This is a genomic window from Arthrobacter sp. U41, assembly GCF_007679325.1.
Classification (GTDB): Bacteria; Actinomycetota; Actinomycetes; order Actinomycetales; family Micrococcaceae; genus Arthrobacter.
This window is the reverse complement of sequence record NZ_VEGI01000002.1, coordinates 113,075-133,301: the sequence shown is the minus strand read 5'-3', so window position 1 is coordinate 133,301 and position 20,227 is coordinate 113,075. Positions and strand designations below refer to the sequence as shown.

Sequence of the window (20,227 nt, the reverse complement as noted above, 5' to 3'; positions counted from 1 at the left end):
CCGCGGCGTCCTTGGCCGGGCGGGACCTGCCCCGGCGGAATCCCCGGTAAACTTGGGAATTGTGACTTCCCAAAACACCTCCGCCCCGAACACCGCCGCCGACTCCCACGACGCCAGCGAGCAGACGCGCATCCGTATGGAGAAGCGCGCCAAGCTGATCGAGCGCGGCATCGAGGCGTATCCGGTGGGTGTTGAGCGCACACATTCACTGAGTGACATCCGCGAAAAGTACGCCCACCTCCAGGCCGACGAAACCACCGGCGACGTGGTCGGGGTGACCGGCCGTATTGTGTTTATCCGCAACACCGGCAAGCTGTGCTTCGCCACCCTTCAGGAGGGCGGCGTTGACGGCAAGGCTGTCCGGCTTCAGGTCATGCTGAGCCTGGCCAACATCGGCGAGGACGCGCTCGCCGACTGGAAGGCCCTCGTGGACCTGGGCGACCACGTCTTCATCAAGGGCGAGGTCATCTCCTCCCGGCGCGGCGAGCTCTCCGTTATGGCCGAGTCCTGGTCCATGGCGTCCAAGGCCCTGCGCCCGCTGCCGGTGCTGCACGCCGGCCTCAACGAGGAAACCCGCGTCCGCCAGCGCTACGTGGACCTCATCGTCCGCGACGAAGCCCGTGAAATGGTCTACACCCGGGCCGCGATCACGCGTTCCATCCGCGAAACCCTGCACCGCCAGGGCTACGTCGAGGTGGAAACCCCCATGCTGCAGCTGGTTCACGGAGGCGCCACGGCCCGCCCTTTCGAGACGCACATGAACGCCTTCGACCAGAAGATGACCCTGCGGATCGCCACCGAGCTGTACCTTAAGCGCACCGTCGTCGGCGGAATTGACCGCGTGTACGACATGGGCCGCGTCTTCCGCAACGAGGGTGTGGACTCCACCCACAGCCCTGAATTCACCACCCTTGAAAGCTACGAGGCCTGGGCCGACCAGTTCGTGATGGCGGACCGGATCAAGGAACTCATCCTCGACGCCGCTGACGCCGCCGGCGTGGGCCGCGTCCTGCAGACCGAGGCCGGGGAGATCAACCTCGACGGCGACTGGGCGTGGATGGCGGTCTACCCGGGACTGTCCGATTTCGTGGGCCAGGACATCACCCCGGAGACCCCCGTGTCCGAGCTCCTGGCGCTGGCCGCCAAGCACGAGGTGAAGGTGGACGCCAACTGGGACGCCGAGAAGCTTGTGGTGGAACTCTTCGGTGAGCTGGTGGAGCCGACGCTGCTGAACCCGACATTCGTCTACGACTACCCGCCGTCCGCCCAGCCCCTGGCCCGCCACCACCGCGAGGATGACCGGCTGATCGAGGCGTGGGACCTCATCATCGGCGGCATGGAGCGCGGCACGGCGTTCTCCGAGCTGATTGACCCGGTCATCCAGCGCGACCGCCTCACCGAACAGTCCCGCCGCTCCGCCGCCGGCGACGTCGAGGCCATGCAGCTGGACGAGGATTTCCTCCGGGCCCTTGAGTACGGCGCCCCTCCCATGGGCGGGATCGGCCTGGGCATCGACCGGCTGGTCATGCTCTTCACCGGCGCCGGCATCCGCGAGACCATTCTCTTCCCGCTGCTGAAGCCCGAAGGACACTGACCATGGAATACGTCGCCGTCCTGCTTCCCTCCGTGGTGGTGGGCCTGATCTTCTGGTTTGCCATGAAATCGATTTTCAATGCCGACAAATCGGAGCGCCAGGCCGAAGCGCGTGCCCAGGCGGAAGCCGAAGGAAATGCCCGCGGGGCGGATACCCTCCGTAACGACGGCCATTCCAACGGGCGTAACTAATAGCGGACTATTCCCCTTGGGTTTTCCTTTGGAAACTCTTTTTCGCTTTGACTCGTTGCCATAAAGCAGAGGATACTTTTAACCAGATACATCCTGCTTTTACTAAATGCTCGTCCTTTTGGAAAGAGAGTCATTAATGGCACAGAAAGTGAAAATCATCCTTGTCGATGATCTGGATGGGGGATCCGCGGACGAGACCGTCCGGTTTGGCCTTGACGGGGTCAGTTACGAAATTGACCTGTCGGCGGAAAATGCTTCAGAACTACGGGCCGCCGTTGAGCGGTTTGTGAGTCACGCGCGCAAGACCTCGAGCGGCCGCGCAACCCGGACCAAAATTGCCTCGGGCCGGAATCAGGACTCTGCCCAGATCCGGCAGTGGGCCCGCGATAACGGCTACGCGGTAAACAGCCGCGGCCGTATTCAGGCTGAAATTCAGGAAGCCTACCAAAAAGCGAATTCCTAGCCTCCACGCCCGGACCGCTGCGCCGTGCGCGCGGCGTCGGAGCCGCAGGACACACAACAATGCCCCCGCCTTGACGGGGGCATTGTTGTGTGCGCAGATGCCGGCGGGCCGTGCCGATACGCCGTGCTGATCCTTCGCCGTGCCGATACTTGGCCGAGGTCCTACTTCGGCGCGGTCCAGCCCGGTTGCCGGCCAACCACGCGGCCCGGAGCCGGGGACGCGCGGCATGTCCGCCCGGCCGGGACGAAACAACCGGGCAGGAGCGCATCCGGGACCGGGCCGGTTCGGCCCGCCGCCACGCCCGCTGCTACCCACGCCGCCACGCATGTTCGGGTGCCCCCGGGGCGTTGCCGCAGGGCATGCGCGGGCCTTGGTTCCCGCCCTGATGTGACGCGGCGGGGGCGTCCCGGTTTCCCCTGTGGCGAACAAGCCCCAAATCTTGAACCCGGCCACGTAGCATCAAAGTACGTCGTAGCTAGGAGTGTGGCGAAATGTTTGAGCGATTTACGGACCGTGCCCGTCGCGTAGTTGTGCTTGCCCAAGAAGAGGCACGCATGCTGAACCACAATTACATTGGTACCGAACACATCCTCTTGGGTCTGATCCATGAAGGTGAAGGTGTTGCTGCCAAAGCCCTTGAGTCCTTGAGCATTTCGCTCGACGGCGTCCGCGAGCAGGTACAGGAGATCATCGGCCAGGGCCAGCAGGCCCCGTCCGGGCACATCCCCTTTACCCCGCGCGCCAAGAAGGTCCTGGAACTCTCGCTCCGCGAGGCCTTGCAGCTGGGCCACAACTACATCGGCACGGAGCACATTCTGCTCGGCCTCATCCGTGAGGGTGAAGGCGTTGCCGCCCAGGTGCTGGTGAAGCTCGGCGCGGACCTCAACCGTGTCCGGCAGCAGGTCATCCAGCTGCTCTCGGGCTACCAGGGCAAGGAGACCACCGGAGCCGGCGTCGGCCCGGGCCAGGCCGAAGGCACTCCTGCCGGTTCCGTCGTCCTGGACCAGTTTGGCCGCAACCTGACCCAGGCTGCGCGCGAGAACAAGCTGGATCCGGTCATCGGGCGCGAATCGGAAATGGAACGCGTTATGCAGGTCCTTTCCCGCCGCACCAAGAACAACCCTGTCCTGATCGGTGAGCCCGGCGTCGGCAAGACTGCCGTCGTCGAGGGCCTTGCCCAGGCGATTGTCCGCGGCGACGTGCCGGAGACCATCAAGGACAAGCAGCTATACACGCTGGACCTCGGGTCCCTCGTGGCGGGCTCCCGCTACCGCGGCGACTTCGAAGAGCGCCTGAAGAAGGTCCTCAAGGAGATCCGCACGCGCGGCGACATCATCCTGTTCATCGATGAAATCCACACCCTGGTGGGTGCCGGTGCCGCCGAGGGCGCCATCGATGCGGCCTCGATCCTGAAGCCCATGCTGGCCCGCGGTGAGCTCCAGACCATCGGTGCCACCACGCTGGACGAGTACCGCAAGCACATCGAGAAGGATGCCGCGCTGGAACGCCGTTTCCAGCCGATCCAGGTCAAGGAACCCTCCGTCGCTCACGCGATCGAGATCCTGAAGGGCCTCCGGGACCGGTACGAGGCACACCACCGTGTGACCATCACCGACGGCGCCCTCGCCTCGGCGGCGAGCCTCTCCGAGCGCTACATCTCGGACCGCTTCCTGCCGGACAAGGCGATTGACCTGATCGATGAGGCCGGCGCGCGGCTGCGCATCCGCCGGATGACCGCCCCGCCGGAACTCAAGATCATGGACGAGAAGATCGCCGCAATGAAGCTGGAGAAGGAATCCGCGATTGACGCGCAGGACTTCGAAGGCGCCGCCTCGCTGCGCGACAAGGAGCAGAAGCTCATTGCAGAGCGTGCCGAGAAGGAACGCCAGTGGAAGACCGGCGGCATGGATGACATCTCCGAAGTTGATGAGGACCTCATCGCCGAAGTGCTGGCGAACTCCACCGGCATCCCGGTCTTCAAGCTGACCGAGGAAGAGTCCTCGCGTCTGCTGAAGATGGAAGACGAGCTGCACAAGCGCGTTGTTGGCCAGAACGAGGCCATCAGGTCGCTGTCCCAGGCGATCCGCCGCACCCGTGCAGGCCTGAAGGACCCGAAGCGTCCGGGCGGTTCGTTCATCTTCGCCGGGCCCACCGGCGTCGGCAAGACCGAGCTCGCCAAGGCGCTGGCGGAATTCCTCTTCGGCGAGGAAGATGCCCTTATCACCCTGGACATGTCCGAGTACTCGGAGAAGCACACGGTGTCGCGCCTCTTCGGTGCCCCTCCCGGCTACGTGGGCTACGAGGAAGGCGGGCAGCTGACCGAAAAGGTCCGCCGTCGTCCGTTCTCCGTGGTCCTGTTCGACGAAGTGGAAAAGGCGCACGCCGACCTCTTCAACTCGCTGCTGCAGATCCTGGAAGACGGCCGCCTGACCGACTCCCAGGGCCGCGTGGTGGACTTCAAGAACACCGTGATCATCATGACCACCAACCTGGGCACCCGGGACATCTCCAAGAGCGTCGCCACCGGCTTCCAGTCCGGCACGGACACGCAGACCGGCTACAACCGGATGCGGGCCCGCGTCACGGAGGAGCTCAAGCAGCACTTCCGCCCCGAGTTCCTGAACCGTGTTGACGACGTTGTGGTCTTCCCGCAGCTGACCCAGGACGAGATCATCGAGATCGTGGACATGTTCGTTGGCCGCCTGGAGAAGCGGCTCAAGGACAAGGACATGGGCATCGAGCTCACGCCCGCGGCCAAGGTCCTCCTGGCCACCCGCGGTTACGACCCCGCCATGGGTGCCCGGCCGCTGCGCCGGACCATCCAGCGCGAGATCGAGGACCAGCTCTCCGAGAAGATCCTCTTCGGCGAACTCCACGCCGGCGACATCGTTGTAGTGGATGTGGACGGCGAAGGCGACGACGCCAAGTTCACCTTCGCGGGCAACGCCAAGCCGCGCATCCCGGAGATCGCTCCGAGCGTCTAAGCACCACTCGAAGGCCCCGCCTGCTCCGCAAGGAGCAGGCGGGGCCTTCGCGTTAATCCGCACCTCACGCCTAGGCCCCTGCAACATTGCCTATCTGAAAGTAATGTTTCACTATAAGTGAACATAATGTGATCCGGCGCACAGTGGGTGTTGAATCGGTGCATGGCTTCCAACGATTCAGAGACCCTGAGCGAAAAACCCGAGACACCCTTCCATGACCTGGACCATTACCTCGCCATCCCGAGGGTGTCCGGACTGGCGCTGAGCCCCGACGGCAGGAGGCTGGTTACCACGGTGGCCACACTCAACGCCAAGGGCACCGAATACGGCACCGCCCTGTGGGAACTGGACCCGGAGGGGCAGAAGCAGGCCCGCCGGATCACCCGCAGCGCCAAGGGGGAGGCCGGGGCCGTGTTCGCCGCCGGCGGCGACCTGTACTTCAGTTCCGCCCGCCCCGACCCGGAAACCCCCGAGGCGGACCCCGTGAACGCACTGTGGATGCTGCCAGCTGACGGCGGCGAGGCCCGCGTGGTGCTCACCCGGGCCGGCGGCGTCAGTGGACTCCTGGCCGCGAAGGAGACCGGCGCCCTGTTCGTCAACGCCTCCGTGCTGGCCGGGTCCACAGACGAGGACAGCGACGAGGATCGCCGCAAGGCGCGCAAGGACAACAAGGTGGCTGCCATCCTGCACAGCGGCTATCCCGTCCGCTACTGGGACGCCGACCTGGGGCCGGCCCAGCCCCGGCTCTTCGCGGTGGAACCGGGCGAGGAGCAGGAGCCGGGCAGGCCCGCCACGGTTGACGCCGCACCGCCGCTGAAGCTCCGCAACCTGACGCCCGACGCCGGTAGCGCGCTCCGCGACGCGGACGCCGTCGTCAGTCCGGACGGCAAAACGATCTACAGCAGCTTCAACAAGCCGCTTGCCCGCGCGAACTCACGTTCAATTCTGATCGCGATCGACGTCGCCACCGGCACCCGCACCGTCCTGCTGGATACCGAGGGCATGAGCTACTTCCCCGGTCCGGTGAGCCCCGACAACCGGACACTTGTGGTCCTCAGCGAGAGCGAGACCACGCCGGTCGCGGCACCGCAGGTCAAACTGCACCTGCTCGACGTCTCGGGCGGTGCCCCCGGCAGCGTGCCGGGCGACGCCGGCCTGACTCCGCTGGCCCACGACTGGGACCGCTGGCCGCACCCTGCCGCCTGGCTGCCGGACGGTTCGGCCGTGCTGGTCACTGCTGACGACGACGGCGCTTCGCCGGTCTTCCGGATCAGCGTGACCGGCAGCGGCGGCGCGGGCCACGTGACCCGTCTGACCGCCGACACGGCCGCGTACACCGACGTCGTTGCCGCCCCGGACGGCCGCGCCGCATACGCGCTGCGCAGCTCCTATGAAGTCCCCCCGGAAGCGGTGCGGATCGACCTCACCACGGGCGACGTCCGCCGTCTCCCCGCCCCCGCCGGGCGCCCCCACTACAAGGGCTCGCTGGAACGCGTGGAGACGACGGCGGCGGACGGGACCCGCGTCCCGGCGTACCTGGCCCTCCCCGAAGACGCCTCGGCCGGCAGCCCGGCGCCCCTGCTGCTGTGGATCCACGGCGGCCCGCTCGGTTCGTGGAACGCCTGGACCTGGCGCTGGAATCCCTGGCTGCTGGTGGCCCGGGGCTACGCGGTGCTGCTGCCTGACCCGGCCCTCTCCACCGGCTACGGGCAGCACCACATCCAGCGGGGCTGGGGCGAATGGGGCAAGGCGCCCTTCACCGACCTGATGGCCATTACCGACGCCGTTGTGCAGCGCCCGGACATCGATGAGACCCGGACGGCCGCCATGGGCGGCTCCTTCGGCGGCTACATGGCCAACTGGGTGGCCGGCCACACGGACCGCTTCAAGGCAATCGTCACCCACGCCAGCCTCTGGGCGCTGGACCAGTTCGGCCCCACCACCGACGCCGCGCAGTACTGGCTCAAGGAGATGACGGCGGAGATGGCGCTGGAGAACTCCCCGCACCTGCATGTGGAGAACATCAGCACGCCCATGCTGGTCATCCATGGCGACAAGGACTACCGCGTCCCGATCGGCGAGGGCCTGCGCCTCTGGTATGAACTGCTCTCCAAGTCCCGGCTCGCGGCCGACGAGAACGGCGACACCGAACACCGGTTCCTCTACTTCCCGGACGAGAACCACTGGATCCTGCAGCCGCAGCACGCCAAGGTCTGGTACGGCGTAGTGGAGCACTTCCTTGCCAGGAACCTGCTCGACAAGGATCTGCCCGTGCCTGCGGAGCTGGGTCTGTAGGCTCCGGCGGTCAGGTCAGGACGGGGGCGCCGCGGGCGCGCCCCCGTAAGATTGGCCTGTGACTGAGACAATCCGCATCCGCCCTGCCCGCACGAGCGATGTCGGGGCGATCAAGACGCTGGTGGCGCCACTGGCCGATCAGCGGATCCTCATGGCCAAGGAGACCGTGGCCTATTACGAGAGCCTGCAGGAGTTCCGCATCGCCGAGTCCTCCGGGGGTGAAGTGATCGGCTGCGGGGCGCTGCACGTTATGTGGGAAGACCTCGCCGAGGTGCGCACGCTCGCCGCATCGGACGCCTGGCGGGGGAGGGGCGTGGGCCATCTGCTGGTGGAACGACTGCTGGAGGACGCCCGTGCCCTGGGCGTCGCCCGGGTATTCTGCCTGACCTTCGAGGTGGACTTCTTCAAGAAGCACGGGTTCGAAGTCATGGCCGACCAGACCGCCGTCGACCCGGTGGTGTATTCAGAACTGCTGCGCTCCCATGACGAGGGCGTCGCCGAGTTCCTGGACCTGGCCCGGGTGAAGCCCAACACGCTCGGCAACACCCGGATGATCAAAACCCTGTAGTTCCGCGACGCCGAAAGCCGCAAGGAACGCAGCAGCCGGGGTCCACAGGCATCCCGGAACCGCGGCGGGAGCCGGCCGAATTGGGTCTTCCCATCAATAAATTTGATGGATAAACTGATCCCGGTCCAGGGGGTGGACCGACCAACTTTCGGAGGCAAGAAATTGCACGATCGCGTCATATTTCCAGATTTCTCCGCATTCCAGATGACTATCGCAGGCTCGGTCCCGGCGGCGCCCGCCTCCGGCCCGGCCGCCGGGGGACAAGCAGCCGGGGACCCGGCGCCGGCCCATCCCACGGGCCCCGGGTCCCGGTCCGGCCCCGCGTCCGGGACCAGCCAGGAGCGGCTCAATGCGCCGCCGTTTTCCTGGCTCGGCGGCGACGCCTGGCCGAACTTCCCCTTGTGGGCGGATAAGCCCACCTGAGGCAACTGCGGATCCGGGAGGGCTGCCGTCCGGGAGACCCCGGTTCCGCGTCAGAGGTTGTGAATCCGGAGCCTACCGCTGGCAGGGGCCCCGGTAGTAGGGTTCAACCAAGCAGCCAGGAAACCATCCAGGGAGCACAGCCATGAAGAAGCTCATCAATGATCCCCGCGCCGTGGTTGACGAGTCAGTGGAGGGCTTCGGGCTTGCCCATGCCGACCTCGTGACCGTCTTTCCGGACCCCAAGTACATCGTGCGCAAAGACGCGCCGGTGGCAGGGAAAGTCGGACTCGTCTCCGGCGGCGGCAGCGGGCACGAACCCCTGCACGGCGGCTACGTCGGGATGGGAATGCTCGACGCCGCGGTGCCGGGCGCCGTGTTTACCTCACCTACCCCCGACCAGATCCTTCCGGCGACGCTCGCCGTCAACTCCGGCGCCGGCGTCGTGCACATCGTGAAGAACTACACAGGCGACGTTCTCAACTTTGAGACCGCTGCCGAACTGGCCCAGGCCGAAGGGGTGGACGTCCGCACCGTGCTGGTCAACGACGACGTCGCGGTGCAGGACTCGTTGTATACCGCCGGACGGCGCGGCGTGGGCGGAACGGTCCTGGTGGAAAAGATCGCGGGGGCCGCCGCCGAGCGCGGCGACAACCTCGACGCCGTCGCCGCCATCGGCGACCGGGTCAACCAGAACGTCCGCAGCATGGGCGTCGCGTTGACGGCCTGCACGGTCCCGCACGCCGGGGCGCCCAGCTTCGTGCTGGAGGAAAACGAGATCGAAATCGGAATCGGCATCCACGGCGAACCCGGCCGGCACCGCATTGCCATGGAGAACGCCGACGGGATCACCGACCGCCTGCTGGAGCCTGTGGTCAGCGACCTCGGCCTGGCGTCCGGGGACAAAGTGCTCCTGTTCGTCAACGGCATGGGCGGCACCCCGCAGAGCGAGCTCTACATCGTCTACCGCCGTGCCGCGCAGCAGCTGGCCGGGCAGGGCATCACTGTGGAGCGCTCGCTGGTCGGCAACTACATCACCTCCCTCGAAATGCAGGGCTGCTCCATTACCGTCCTGCGCCTCGACGATGAGATGACCGCACTCTGGGATGCTCCCGTGCACACCCCCGCCCTCCGCTGGGGCGTCTGACCGTGGGACTGGACGTCAACTGGGCGCTGCGGTGGCTGGCCCTTTCGGCCGACGCCATGGCGGAGCACCGGGAAGAACTCATCGAACTGGACAGGCCCATCGGCGATTCAGACCATGGTGAGAACATGGACCGCGGCTTCAAGGCCGTGATGGTCAAGCTTGCCGAAGCGCCGCCGGAAACCGCAGGGGCCGCCCTGAAGCTGACTGCCATGACCCTGATGTCCAAAGTCGGCGGGGCCGCCGGTCCGCTGTACGGCACGGCGTTCCTCCGGGCGGCCACGGCGCTGGGCGACACCGCCGACGTCGACGCCGCCACCCTCGCCGCAGCGTTCCAGGCCGCGAGGGACGGAATCGTGGCCCGCGGAAAGGCGGAATCCGGCGACAAGACGATGGTCGACGCCTGGACTCCTGCGGTCGACGCCGCAGCGGCCGCCGCCGGAGACAGCGACGTGCGCAAAGTCCTGCTGGCCGCCGCGGAGGCGGCCGAAGCGGGAGCCGTCTCCACCGACCCGATGCTCGCCCGCAAGGGCCGCGCAAGCTACCTGGGGGAGCGGAGCATCGGCCACCGGGATCCGGGCGCCGTGTCCAGTGCCCTGATCCTGCGGGCTGCCGTCGGGGCGGCCGAATGACGGTCAACCTCGTCGTCGTCTCCCACAGCGAAAAGATCGCCGACGGCGCCGTCGAGCTCGCCGTCCAGATGGCGCCCGACGTCCTGATCCTCCCCGCCGGCGGCACCGACGACGGCCGGATCGGCACCAGCCTGGAGCGCGTTATGGCGGCCCTGGAACAGGCAGCGGACGCCAACAGCGACGGCACGGTTATCCTGACGGACCTGGGCTCGGCCGTGATGACAGCCGAGTCCGCCCTGGAATTCCTGGCCGATCCCTCCTCTGTGCTGCTGGCCGACGCACCCCTGGTCGAAGGGCTCGTCGCCGCCGCTGTGGCAGCCCAGGCCGGAGCCGATTCCGCGGGCGTGAAGGAGGCCGCGGAGGCGGTCTACCGGCCCCCGGCAGCGCCGCAGCACGCGCACCAACACCGGCCCCCGGAGGCAGCAGGGGACTTTGAACTCATCAACCAGGCCGGAATGCACGCCCGCCCGGCTGCCAAGATATCCGGCGGACTGTCCGGCATGGACGCCGAGGTGACCGTCAACGGCGCCGACGCCGCGTCGATGACCGAACTTATGATGCTCGGTGCCGGAAAGGGAACCGTACTTCACGTCGAGGCCAGCGGCCCCGACGCCGTCAAAGCCGTCGAATACCTGCGCGGACTGATCGGGACAAGTTTCGGCGAACCCTAGCGGACCCGCCCTCACCGAACGGGCCCCTTACCGCCCCGGCTTCACGCAGTATCGGCCGCGGCCAGATCCAAGGGGCGGCTGGGGTTCCAGCGGATCAGGCGGGAAGCTGGAAGCCGGAGGGCTGCAGTTCGGCCAGCCCGTCGCTCAGCAGCCCCGCCAGTGCGCGCTCCAGCTGCTCCGGGGCTGGATTGAGCCGGTGCAGGGCGGCCAGCGGGATTCCGACCCCGGCGGGTTCGAAGCCAAGGTCCGCGGCCGCCCGCTGGAGCAGCTCCGGAGCCACCGGCGACTCGGCCGCGCGAAGCACCGCCATCACGGCGCCCCGCACCTGGCGGTCCGTTCCGTGCCACGACTGCCCTTTGGGCGTGTACGTCGGCGGCGGCTCCCCGGCCGCGAGCCAGGCGCAGGAACCGCTGACCGGGCATTCCCGGCACTTCGGTGACCGCGCCGTGCACACCAGCGCCCCGAGTTCCATAACGGAGGCGTTCCAGCGGACGGAGGACCCGACGTCGTCCGGCAGCGTTTGCGCGGCGAGCCGCATCTCCGCGGCGGTCAGCGCCTGCGACGGCAGCGCCGCGCCGGAGAACAGGCGCGCGTGCACCCTGCGGATGTTGGTGTCCACGACCGTCTCGCGGCGCCCGAAAGCGAAGGCGGCGACGGCCGCCGCGGTGTAGCTCCCCACCCCGGGCAGCTTCAACAGTTCCGGATACGTTCCGGGCACCTTGCCGCCGTGGTCGGCGCCGATGGCGACGGCGGCCGCGTGCAGCCGCAGCGCCCGCCGCGGATATCCCAGCCGGCCCCAGGCCCGGACCGCTTCGCCGGCAGGCTCCCGGGCCAGATCGGCAGGCTCCGGCCAGCGCCGCAGCCACTCCTCCCAGACCGGCAGCACCCGCACAACGGGGGTCTGCTGCAGCATGATCTCGCTGACCAGCACGCCCCACGGCGTGCATTCAGCGGCCCGCCACGGCAGGTCGCGGGCCTTCGCCGCAAACCAGGTGGCAAGGGCCTCATGGATGGCGGACAGCGGGAGGGCTGCCGGATTGTCGTCCGGACGCGCGGCAACCAGAGGGGCAGTGGGGGAATCGGCGAGAGCTTTGATGGATTCAGCGTAATAGATGAGGGCCACACCCCGCCCGCGGCGTGGGAGGGCTCCATACCCGGCGCGGTTCTCTAGCCTAGAAGGATGGGCAGGCACGACAATTCAGGAACTCGCGGTTCCCGGCCGGAGGATTCCGGCAGCGGAGCACCCGCGGGCCGCGGCGCGGGAGGCAATTCCACGCGCAAGCCTGCCCCGAAGTCTGCAGGCAAGCCAGCCCGGAAGCAAGCGCGGAAACCCGCGCAGAAGCCTGCCCGGAAGCCGGTTAGCCCTGTCTACCGCCGCCGACGGCTGTTCGCTGGCGTCGCCCTGCTCCTCGTGCTCGCCCTCGCCATCGGGGGATTCGCTGCCGTGTCGAGTCTCCTCAACACCGGGCAGTCCTCCTCCGGTGCGGGGACAGGAACGTCCGGCCAGGCCTCCGGCCCCGCCGCCGGACCGGGAACCTCGGCCGCCCCCTCGGCATCGCCTTCTGCATCTCCGGAGGGGAACGGCTGCGAGCAGAACCTCGTGACCGTCACAGCCGCCACGGACAAGCCCGCCTACGCTGCCGGCGAGAACCCGCTCCTCACGCTCAAGGTAACCAACGGCAACAGGGTGCCGTGTGAGGTCAATATGGGGACTTCCCAGATGGAGTTCCTTGTCACGAGCGGCTCCGACCGGATCTTTTCCTCCACCGACTGCCAGGCGGACTCCACGGACCTGGTGAAGACCATCGCGCCGGGCCAAAGTGAGACGGCGAATTTCCCCTGGCAGCGCAACCGCACCGTCCAGGGCTGCGCCCGGATCGACGCCGAGCCGGGGGCGGGCGGGGCGTACTACGTCTTCACCGCACGGCTGGCGAACAAGACCAGCCCCAAAGCCGTGTTCCAGCTCCACTAAACCCTCGTCGATTGTTCCGTAGGTGCCGTTATGAGGGGCCAAAAGGGCAGTTGCGGAGCGCTCGACCGGGGCTTAGAGGAAGCGGTCCAGCAGGCTTGCCTCGGCCATCCGGCTCAGGCCCTCGCGGACCGTCCGGGCGCGCTGGTCGCCGATGCCGTCCACCGTCATCAGGTCATCGATGGTGGCCGCCATCAGGAACTGCAGCCCGCCGAAGTGGTCCACCAGGCGGTCGGCGACGGCCTTCGGCACGGCCTTGAGCCCGGACAGCAGCCGGTAGCCGCGCGGCTGGACGACGGCGTCGAGGTTGGCCTCGCCGCCGGCGAAGCCGACAATCCCGGCGATCTTGCCGAGGTCGATCAGTTCCGTGGGGCCCAGGTTCACGAGCGACTTCACGGCGCGGTCGATGTCCTCGGCGGACGTGTCCGGACCGGAGTAGTCGCGGATGATCACGTCGCTGCCGGGGCCGCGGCCCACGGTGAGTTCGTCCAGCTGGAGTGAGAGAAGCCGTCCGTCCTCGCCGAGTTCCAGCACGTACTGGGAGATTTCCTCGGAAATCCGGCGGACCATCTCCTGGCGCTGCAGGGTCACGGCGACATCGCGGACGGTGACCATGGCCTCGATTTCCAGGGCCGACAGGGAGCTGGTCACCTGGTCGAGGCGTGAACGGTAGCGTTCCAGGGTTGCCAGGGCCTGGTTGGCGCGGGCCAGGACCTTCTCCGAGCCCTCCAGGACGTGCCGCAGCCCGTTAACGTAAAGGGCGATGATCTGCATGGACTGGCTGACAGAGATCACCGGGACGCCCGTCTGGATGGCAACACGCTCGGCGGTCCGGTGCCGGGTGCCGGACTCCTGGGTTTCGATGCTGGAGTCGGGCACCAGCTGGACGGCCGCGCGCAGGATGTTGCTGGCATCCTTGTCGCAGATGATGGCACCGTCCATTTTGGCCAGTTCCCGGAGCCTGGTGGGGGAGAAATCAATGCCGATATCGAAGCCGCCGGAACAGATGGATTCGATGGTTCTATCGATGCCCAGCACGATCAGGGCGCCGGTCCGGCCGCGGAGGATACGCTCCAGGCCGTCGCGGAGAGCGGTGCCCGGTGCCACTCGGCCCAGCGTCGCCTTGAGTGAATCTTCAGGGCTCCGAGCCATAGATATTCCCTTCAAAGGTGCAGGCCGCGGCCCGCAGGTGCGCCGGTTCCCAGTGTTGCCGGCAGGATCAAAAGTACTCGGTTCCCCGCTTTCATCATAGTAGAGGTAAGGCGGGCCAAGTTCCGCACGGACAAGCCCCAAAGTGGTCCAAAAGGACGTCCGCGGGAACGCCTCCGGAATGCCCCGGAAACTCCCTCTCCCTGAGCGGACTTTTGGCCGCAGCTCCTTCGGTGCCATGCCCGCTTCGCGGCGGCGGTGCGGGCTGCGATAAACTTGGAACCTTGGGGTGCGCCGCCGACATGCCGGCGCCGCCCGCCCCAAATCAGCACAGCAACCAGCACAGCAGTTACGCAGAACTCCCGGCAGGACCTCCCGCGATCCCGCCGGGCCAGCCGGATTCCCCCAGCCCGGGACCGCAACCATTCAAAGCCGCAGCGAAAGTAGCACCGTGTCTCAAGAAGTCCTTAGCCCCGCCCGAGTCCAGGAGATTCACAAGCAGGCGGCCCGGCGTCGGACTTTCGCAGTCATTTCACATCCCGACGCCGGCAAGTCAACGCTGACCGAGGCCCTCGCGCTGCACGCCAAGGTGATCGGCACCGCCGGCGCCTCCAGCGGCAAGGCGAACCGCAAGGAGACGGTCTCGGACTGGATGCAGATGGAAAAAGACCGCGGCATCTCCATCAGCTCCGCGGCGCTGCAGTTTGCCTACCGCGACACCGTCATCAACCTCCTGGACACCCCCGGCCACGCGGACTTCTCCGAGGACACCTACCGTGTGCTGGCCGCCGTTGACTGCGCCGTGATGCTCGTGGACGCCGCCAAGGGCCTGGAAACCCAGACCATGAAGCTCTTTGAGGTCTGCAAGCAGCGCAACCTGCCAATCATCACCGTGATCAACAAGTGGGACCGGCCGGGCCTGGACGCGCTGGCGCTCATGGACGAGATCACCGAGCGCACGGGCCTGCAGCCCATGCCGCTGACCTGGGCCGTGGGGATCTCCGGTGACTTCCGTGGCGTCTGGGACCTGCGCAATGACCGCTTCGCCCAGTTCAAACGCAACAATGCGGGCGCCAACATTGCCCTCACCGAGTACTTCACCCCCGAGGAGGCCGCGGCCAGCCAGGGCGACGACTGGTCCAACGCCGTCGATGAAGCCGGACTTGTCATTGAGTCCAACCTTGAGTTCGACGTGGACGCGTTCCACGCCGGCAAGGCCACCCCCATTCTCTTCAGCTCCGCCGCCCTGAACTTCGGCGTGAAGGAGATCCTCGACGCCCTGGTGGATTTCGCCCCGCCGGCCGCCCCGCGGCCCGACGTCGAGGGCGCTCCGCGGCCCGTCGAGGCGCCCTTCTCCGGGTTTGTCTTCAAGGTGCAGGCCGGCATGAACAAGGCGCACCGCGACCACGTCGCCTTCATCCGGGTCTGTTCCGGCATCTTTGAACGCGGCATGGTGGTGACCCAGGGCCGGACGGGTAAGTCCTTCGCCACCAAATATGCCCAGCAGGTCTTCGGCCGGGAGCGCGAGGTCATTGACGAAGCCTTCCCCGGCGACGTGGTGGGCCTCGTCAACGCCTCCTCGCTCCGGGTGGGCGACAGCCTCTTCCTCGAGCAGCCGGTCGAGTTCCCCGCCATCCCGCTGTTCGCCCCGGAGCACTTCCAGGTGGCCCGCTCCAAGGACCCCAGCCGGTTCAAGCAGTTCCGCCGCGGCATCGAGCAGTTGGAGCACGAGGGTGTCATCCAGGTGCTCCGCTCGGACATCCGCGGCGATCAGGCACCGGTGCTTGCCGCCGTCGGCCCCATGCAGTTCGAAGTGGTGGAGGACCGCATGGCGCATGATTTCAGCGCGCCGATGCGGCTGGAACGCCTGCCGTATTCCATCGCCAGGATCACGACGGCGGAAGCCATGCCGGCGCTGGCCACCGTGCCCGGCGCTGAGGTGCTGCTGCGCTCCGACGGCGAATACCTCGCCCTGTTCAACGACGTGTGGGCCCTGCGCCGGATCGAGAAGAACCACCCGGACCTGACGCTGGTGCCGATCGGCACGCACAACCCGGCCAAGTAGCAGCCGCCGCCCGGCTGCCGGGGCGGAAAAACGACCCGGCCCAAGGTCTTCCTGAACCGGGAAATCGCGGTACCATAAGTAACCTTGCTAATTATGCGGGCGCCGGATCTTCACCAATGCCGGGATTGGACTGATCTGCCTGGCGCCATCGGCGGAACCCGCTACAAGGGACAACGAACACTAGTTGACAGAGCTCATTTCAGAACCGGCACGTTCCACACCGGCCACCCCGAAGCATCGTATGGAACCCGGCTATCTGCTGAGCGGGCGGTACCGGATCGCGGACCTTGTTGGCAGGGGCAGCCAGTCCTCCGTGTACCGGGCCTACGACGAACTGCTGCAGCGCGACGTGGCGGTCAAGCTTTTCCGCAACGACGCCGACGACCTTGAACAGACCCGCCGGCACGGTGAGGAAATCCGCATCCTCGCCGGAATGAGCCACCACGCGCTGGTGACGCTCTTCGACGCCGGAGCGGACCTGAGCGACCGGAACGACCCCCTCACGTACCTTGTGATGGAACTCGTCGGCGGGCAGGACCTGCGCCACCGTTGCGCCCAGGGTCCGCTCTCGACGGCGCACATGGCCCACATCGGCTATGACCTGGCGGACGGGCTCTCCTACATCCACCACCATGGAATCGTGCACCGGGACGTCAAGCCCGCGAACATCCTTCTGGTGGACTACAGCAACGATGACCGGCGCCCGCGGGCCAAGCTCACCGATTTCGGCGTCGCCGTCGTCACCGGCAACGGCCCGGTGCCGGATGAAGGCGGAACCTCCGGAACCCCCGCCTACCTGAGCCCCGAGCAGGCGGCCGGCGACGTGGCTGGCCCGGCCGGCGACGTGTACTCGCTCGGCCTGGTGCTGCTCGAGGGGCTGACCGGGAAGATGGCGTACCCCGGCGCGCCGATCCAGTCCGCCGTCGCGCGGCTGCTCCACGACCCGCAGATTCCCGAGGAACTCGCCCCGATGTGGGTTGCGCTGCTGTCCTCCATGCTGGCCCGCGACCCGGCGCAGCGCCCCGCGGCCCGGGAAGTATCGCTGGCCCTGCGCCAGGAAGTCATCAACAGCGCCGCCCGCCACCGCATGGACAGCGCCCCGGGCGCCAGTGACGAGGAAGGCCGGCTCCGCGCCGTCGAGCGTTACCGGATCCTCGACACCCCGCCGGACGGTGCCTTCGACCGGATCGCGGGACTTGCGGCACGGATGTTCTCCGTGCCGGTGGCCATCATCAGCGTGGTGGACCATGACCGGATCTGGTTCAAGGCCCATCACGGCACCGAGGTCACGCAGATCGGCCGCGACCCGGGGCTGTGCGCCTCGGCGATCCTGCAGGATGACGTCTGGGTCATTGAAGACGCCGTCAGGGATCCCCGCACCCTCGCCAACCCGCTGGTGGCGGGCGAGTTCGGCCTGCAGTTCTATGCCGGAGTTCCGCTGCGCACCCCGGACGGCCACAACCTGGGCACGTTCTGCATCCTGGACCGGGAGCCGCGGGAGTTCAGCACCGACGACATCCGGGCGCTGCAGGACCTGGCCGCCATTGTGATGAACGACCTGGAGATGCGGCTGCAAAGCCGGGAAGCGCGCCTCGGCGCCCGCGCCGCTTAACGCCTGCGCCGTCTAACGCTTACGCTGTCTAACGCCTGCGCTATCTGACGCCTGCGCTATCTGACGCTTACGCTCCTTAACGCCTGCGCTGTCTAACGCTTACCAGCGTGGAGCGCCAGTTCCAGTTCGAATCGCGCCTTCGGGTCCTCCAGGGTGTCGCCGAACAGCTCGCGCAGCTGCGCTGCCCGGTAGCCCACCGTCTGCGGGTGGATCCCGAGCTCTGCGGCCACCGGCGCGCGCTGGCCCCAGTGCCGCAGCCAGGACAGCAGTGTCTCCGCGAGCCGTTCGCGCTGGGCCGGACGCAGTCCTTCCAGCGGCGCCAGACGGCGATTGGCCAGTTCGGCGATGGCGGAGGGCTCCGCGCCGAGGATCACCTCGGCCAGGTGGTCGTCGGCCCAGATTGGCGGATCCTCCGGGCCGTCGCGGGGCGGCAGGACCGAGGCTGCGAGCACTGCCAGGCGCAGGGAATCCGGGACCTTCTCCCAGCCGCCAGCCGGCCCCACGGCGGCACCGCGGCCCCGCAGCGCCTTTTCCAGGTCAGCCCGCGCGGACGCGGACTTCCGCGCCGGAACCAGGGCGACGGCGTCGGTCTCCCGTTCGATCACCAGCGTTCCCGGCCCCAGCCGGAGACGCAGCCCCGCAGACCGGTCCACCGGCAGCGTCACCACCACCATCCGCGGCGGCAGGGACCAGTCCGCCATGGCGGCCGTCTGGCGCAGGGCCGCCTCGTCGGCCTGTCCCAGCAGCAGCAGGTCCAGCAGTTCGGTGCGCCGGCGGTCCACGGCCCCGGCCCGTTCCGACTGTTCGAAGGCATACGCTTCGGCGCTGACCGCGGACAGCTCGTCGATGTAGGCCAGGATCGATTCGCCCAGGTCCACCACCACGGTCTGCCCCAGATGGTGCTCCACGGACACCCGGGACATCTCGCGGAAGGTCACACGGGCCCCCATCCGGTAGGCGCTCAACAGCGCATCCATGCTCCTGCCTTGCCGGAATTCGCCGCTCCCCAGCCCTGCCACCAGCTGCCTGCTTTCCTCGGAGAGGGCGGGCAGCCGGGTCCCCGGCAGTTGCAGGAACCGGTCCAGCGCGGCTGCCACGCCGCGGCGCAGACCGCGGCCAAACCGGCCTTCGATCGGCCTGGCGTAGGCCGGGACGAGCTGGGGCACGGCGTCGATGATGGCCTCGACGATGCCCGGCATCATGGGCCGGAGCACGTCGCTGACCTCGCGCGGCAGGGCCAGCCACGGGGGGTCGTAGGCGGGGGAGCCGGGGGTGCCGGCAGGGGAAGTGTTCATGGGATGGGTCCAAAAAGTTGTTTCGGGGGAATAGTTTCTTCTGGTCGATCGTATGCCTTGGGTGAAGAACTATGACCCTCTCTGACATAAGATTGATAAATGATCCGGCTCCGTAAGCTGGCGCGCGCCGCATCTCTACTGACCACCCCACTAGCTCCAGAAGACATTCTGTCGCTGTTCAATCCTGTGTTTTCTGCCCGCCAGTTGCGCGGCGTAGTCACCCGGGTGGTTCCAGAAACGGCCGATTCCGCCACAATTTTCTTCCGTCCCGGCCGCGGCTGGCAAGCACACCTTGCCGGCCAGTGGGCCCGTATTGGCGTCGAGCTCGACGGTGTCCGCCACTGGCGGTCGTACTCGCTCAGCGCTCCGGCCGGCAAGGACCCGGCCATCACCGTCAGTGACATGGGTGCCGTGTCCGGGACCCTGGTGCGCAACACCAAGCCCGGCGACGTGCTCTTCCTGGCGCCGCCGCAGGGCGACTTCGTCCTCCCTGAACACCCGCGGCCCTTGCTGATGCTCACCGCCGGCAGCGGAATCACCCCGGTGATGTCAATGATCCGGACCCTGGTCCCGCACCGCCCCGACTCCGACGTCGTCCTCATTCACACCGCCCGGACCCCGGCCGACGCCATCTTCCGCGAGGAGCTGGCCGAACTGGCGGACCAGTTCCCCAACTTCCGTGTGGTTCACTGGTTCACCGGCGAACGCGGCCGGCTGGATTTCAGCTCCGTGGCTGGGCTCGAACAGCTCTGCCCGGACTGGCGCCAGCGCGCCGCCTACGCATGCGGCCCCGAAAGCTTCCTGGACGACGCCGAGGCACTCTGGGAGGCGGAGACCGCAACCGCGGAACCGTCCAAAGCCAGCCTCACCATCGAGCGCTTCAGCACCAAGCTTGCCGGCGGAGAAGGACACGACGGCGGACTGGTCACGTTCGAGGCGTCGGACCGCGAAGTCGAAGCGGACGGCGACACCCCGCTGCTCGACGTCGGCGAGGACGCCGGTGTCCTGATGCCCAGCGGTTGCCGCATGGGCATCTGCCACAGCTGCCTTATCCCCCTCCGGGCCGGCCAGGTCCGTGACCTGCGCACGGACGAAGTCCACGGCGAGCCCGGCCAACTAATCCAGACGTGTGTTTCGGCAGCCGCCGGACCCGTTAACCTCGACCTCTGAGGAGT

17 protein-coding genes are annotated in these 20,227 nt (G+C 67.5%); 14 read left to right on the top strand and 3 right to left on the bottom strand.

What is annotated here, in order from left to right; genetic code table 11:
* Positions 1–61: 61 nt before the first annotated feature.
* The 10 genes from lysS (at position 62) to dhaM (ending at position 10,962) form a co-directional block, all read left to right on the top strand.
* Complete coding sequence (gene lysS / locus FS787_RS09365; protein WP_144672174.1) at positions 62–1,594, top strand: lysine--tRNA ligase; 1,533 nt, start codon at positions 62–64, stop codon at positions 1,592–1,594.
* A gap of 2 nt (positions 1,595–1,596) precedes the next feature.
* Positions 1,597–1,785, top strand: a complete 189-nt coding sequence (locus FS787_RS09360; protein WP_144672173.1) for a hypothetical protein — start codon at positions 1,597–1,599, stop codon at positions 1,783–1,785.
* 136 nt (positions 1,786–1,921) lie between these two features.
* Entirely contained in the window at positions 1,922–2,248 is a 327-nt protein-coding gene (locus tag FS787_RS09355; RefSeq protein ID WP_056428247.1) for an Lsr2 family protein, read from the top strand.
* Between the two features lie 491 nt (positions 2,249–2,739).
* On the top strand, positions 2,740–5,232 hold the full coding sequence (locus tag FS787_RS09350) for an ATP-dependent Clp protease ATP-binding subunit (protein WP_144672172.1): 2,493 nt from the start codon (positions 2,740–2,742) through the stop codon (positions 5,230–5,232).
* Positions 5,233–5,394: 162 nt separating this feature from the next.
* Complete coding sequence (locus FS787_RS09345; RefSeq protein WP_186329149.1) at positions 5,395–7,527, top strand: prolyl oligopeptidase family serine peptidase; 2,133 nt, start codon at positions 5,395–5,397, stop codon at positions 7,525–7,527.
* A 58-nt stretch (positions 7,528–7,585) separates the two neighbouring features.
* Complete coding sequence (locus tag FS787_RS09340) at positions 7,586–8,095, top strand: amino-acid N-acetyltransferase (protein WP_056428239.1); 510 nt, start codon at positions 7,586–7,588, stop codon at positions 8,093–8,095.
* Between the two features lie 204 nt (positions 8,096–8,299).
* Complete coding sequence (locus FS787_RS09335; RefSeq protein ID WP_144672170.1) at positions 8,300–8,518, top strand: hypothetical protein; 219 nt, start codon at positions 8,300–8,302, stop codon at positions 8,516–8,518.
* Positions 8,519–8,660: 142 nt separating this feature from the next.
* Positions 8,661–9,662: a dihydroxyacetone kinase subunit DhaK gene (dhaK, locus tag FS787_RS09330; RefSeq protein ID WP_144672169.1), complete on the top strand. Its 1,002-nt coding sequence runs from the start codon at positions 8,661–8,663 to the stop codon at positions 9,660–9,662.
* 2 nt (positions 9,663–9,664) lie between these two features.
* Entirely contained in the window at positions 9,665–10,291 is a 627-nt protein-coding gene (gene dhaL / locus FS787_RS09325; RefSeq protein ID WP_144672168.1) for a dihydroxyacetone kinase subunit DhaL, read from the top strand.
* Positions 10,288–10,962 (top strand): dihydroxyacetone kinase phosphoryl donor subunit DhaM, encoded by a 675-nt coding sequence (dhaM, locus tag FS787_RS09320; protein ID WP_144672167.1) that lies wholly within the window; start codon positions 10,288–10,290, stop codon positions 10,960–10,962. The genes dhaL and dhaM overlap by 4 nt, the downstream gene beginning before the upstream one ends.
* 94 nt (positions 10,963–11,056) lie before the next feature.
* Here dhaM and FS787_RS09315 read toward each other — a convergent pair whose 3' ends face one another.
* Positions 11,057–11,893, bottom strand: a complete 837-nt coding sequence (locus FS787_RS09315) for an A/G-specific adenine glycosylase (RefSeq protein WP_395940340.1) — start codon at positions 11,891–11,893, stop codon at positions 11,057–11,059.
* A gap of 513 nt (positions 11,894–12,406) precedes the next feature.
* On the opposite strand from FS787_RS09315, the gene FS787_RS09310 reads away from it, so the two are divergent.
* Positions 12,407–12,934, top strand: coding sequence for a hypothetical protein (locus tag FS787_RS09310; RefSeq protein ID WP_313959648.1), 528 nt, complete (start codon positions 12,407–12,409; stop codon positions 12,932–12,934).
* Positions 12,935–13,006: 72 nt separating this feature from the next.
* On the opposite strand, the gene disA is transcribed toward FS787_RS09310, so the two are convergent.
* Positions 13,007–14,083 carry a DNA integrity scanning diadenylate cyclase DisA gene (gene disA / locus FS787_RS09305; RefSeq protein WP_144672165.1) on the bottom strand — a complete coding sequence of 359 codons (1,077 nt, stop codon included), beginning with the start codon at positions 14,081–14,083 and terminating at the stop codon, positions 13,007–13,009.
* 448 nt (positions 14,084–14,531) lie between these two features.
* Here disA and FS787_RS09300 point away from each other — a divergent pair, with 448 nt between their 5' ends.
* A complete protein-coding gene (locus tag FS787_RS09300) occupies positions 14,532–16,145 on the top strand; it encodes a peptide chain release factor 3 (protein WP_144672164.1) in 1,614 nt (537 codons plus the stop codon).
* A 241-nt stretch (positions 16,146–16,386) separates the two neighbouring features.
* The gene (locus tag FS787_RS09295) at positions 16,387–17,757 is read left to right on the top strand and encodes a GAF domain-containing serine/threonine-protein kinase (protein ID WP_144672163.1); all 1,371 of its coding nucleotides are present in this window, start codon (positions 16,387–16,389) and stop codon (positions 17,755–17,757) included.
* 92 nt (positions 17,758–17,849) lie between these two features.
* On the opposite strand, the gene FS787_RS09290 is transcribed toward FS787_RS09295, so the two are convergent.
* Entirely contained in the window at positions 17,850–19,052 is a 1,203-nt protein-coding gene (locus FS787_RS09290) for a CdaR family transcriptional regulator (RefSeq protein ID WP_144672162.1), read from the bottom strand.
* Positions 19,053–19,151: 99 nt separating this feature from the next.
* Here FS787_RS09290 and FS787_RS09285 point away from each other — a divergent pair, with 99 nt between their 5' ends.
* Positions 19,152–20,222, top strand: coding sequence for a ferredoxin reductase (locus FS787_RS09285; RefSeq protein ID WP_144672161.1), 1,071 nt, complete (start codon positions 19,152–19,154; stop codon positions 20,220–20,222).
* Positions 20,223–20,227: the final 5 nt, after the last annotated feature.

Excerpts from the sequence above, each read along its gene's own strand:
- FS787_RS09345 (WP_186329149.1), top strand. The coding sequence starts at position 5,395 with ATGGCTTCCAACGATTCAGAGACCCTGAGCGAAAAACCCGAGACACCC.
- disA (WP_144672165.1), bottom strand. The coding sequence starts at position 14,083 with ATGGCTCGGAGCCCTGAAGATTCACTCAAGGCGACGCTGGGCCGAGTG.
- FS787_RS09285 (WP_144672161.1), top strand. The coding sequence starts at position 19,152 with ATGATCCGGCTCCGTAAGCTGGCGCGCGCCGCATCTCTACTGACCACC.
- FS787_RS09360 (WP_144672173.1), top strand. The coding sequence starts at position 1,597 with ATGGAATACGTCGCCGTCCTGCTTCCCTCCGTGGTGGTGGGCCTGATC.
- FS787_RS09295 (WP_144672163.1), top strand. The coding sequence starts at position 16,387 with ATGGAACCCGGCTATCTGCTGAGCGGGCGGTACCGGATCGCGGACCTT.
- dhaM (WP_144672167.1), top strand. The coding sequence starts at position 10,288 with ATGACGGTCAACCTCGTCGTCGTCTCCCACAGCGAAAAGATCGCCGAC.
- dhaK (WP_144672169.1), top strand. The coding sequence starts at position 8,661 with ATGAAGAAGCTCATCAATGATCCCCGCGCCGTGGTTGACGAGTCAGTG.
- FS787_RS09290 (WP_144672162.1), bottom strand. The coding sequence starts at position 19,052 with ATGAACACTTCCCCTGCCGGCACCCCCGGCTCCCCCGCCTACGACCCC.
- FS787_RS09355 (WP_056428247.1), top strand. The coding sequence starts at position 1,922 with ATGGCACAGAAAGTGAAAATCATCCTTGTCGATGATCTGGATGGGGGA.
- FS787_RS09350 (WP_144672172.1), top strand. The coding sequence starts at position 2,740 with ATGTTTGAGCGATTTACGGACCGTGCCCGTCGCGTAGTTGTGCTTGCC.
- FS787_RS09335 (WP_144672170.1), top strand. The coding sequence starts at position 8,300 with ATGACTATCGCAGGCTCGGTCCCGGCGGCGCCCGCCTCCGGCCCGGCC.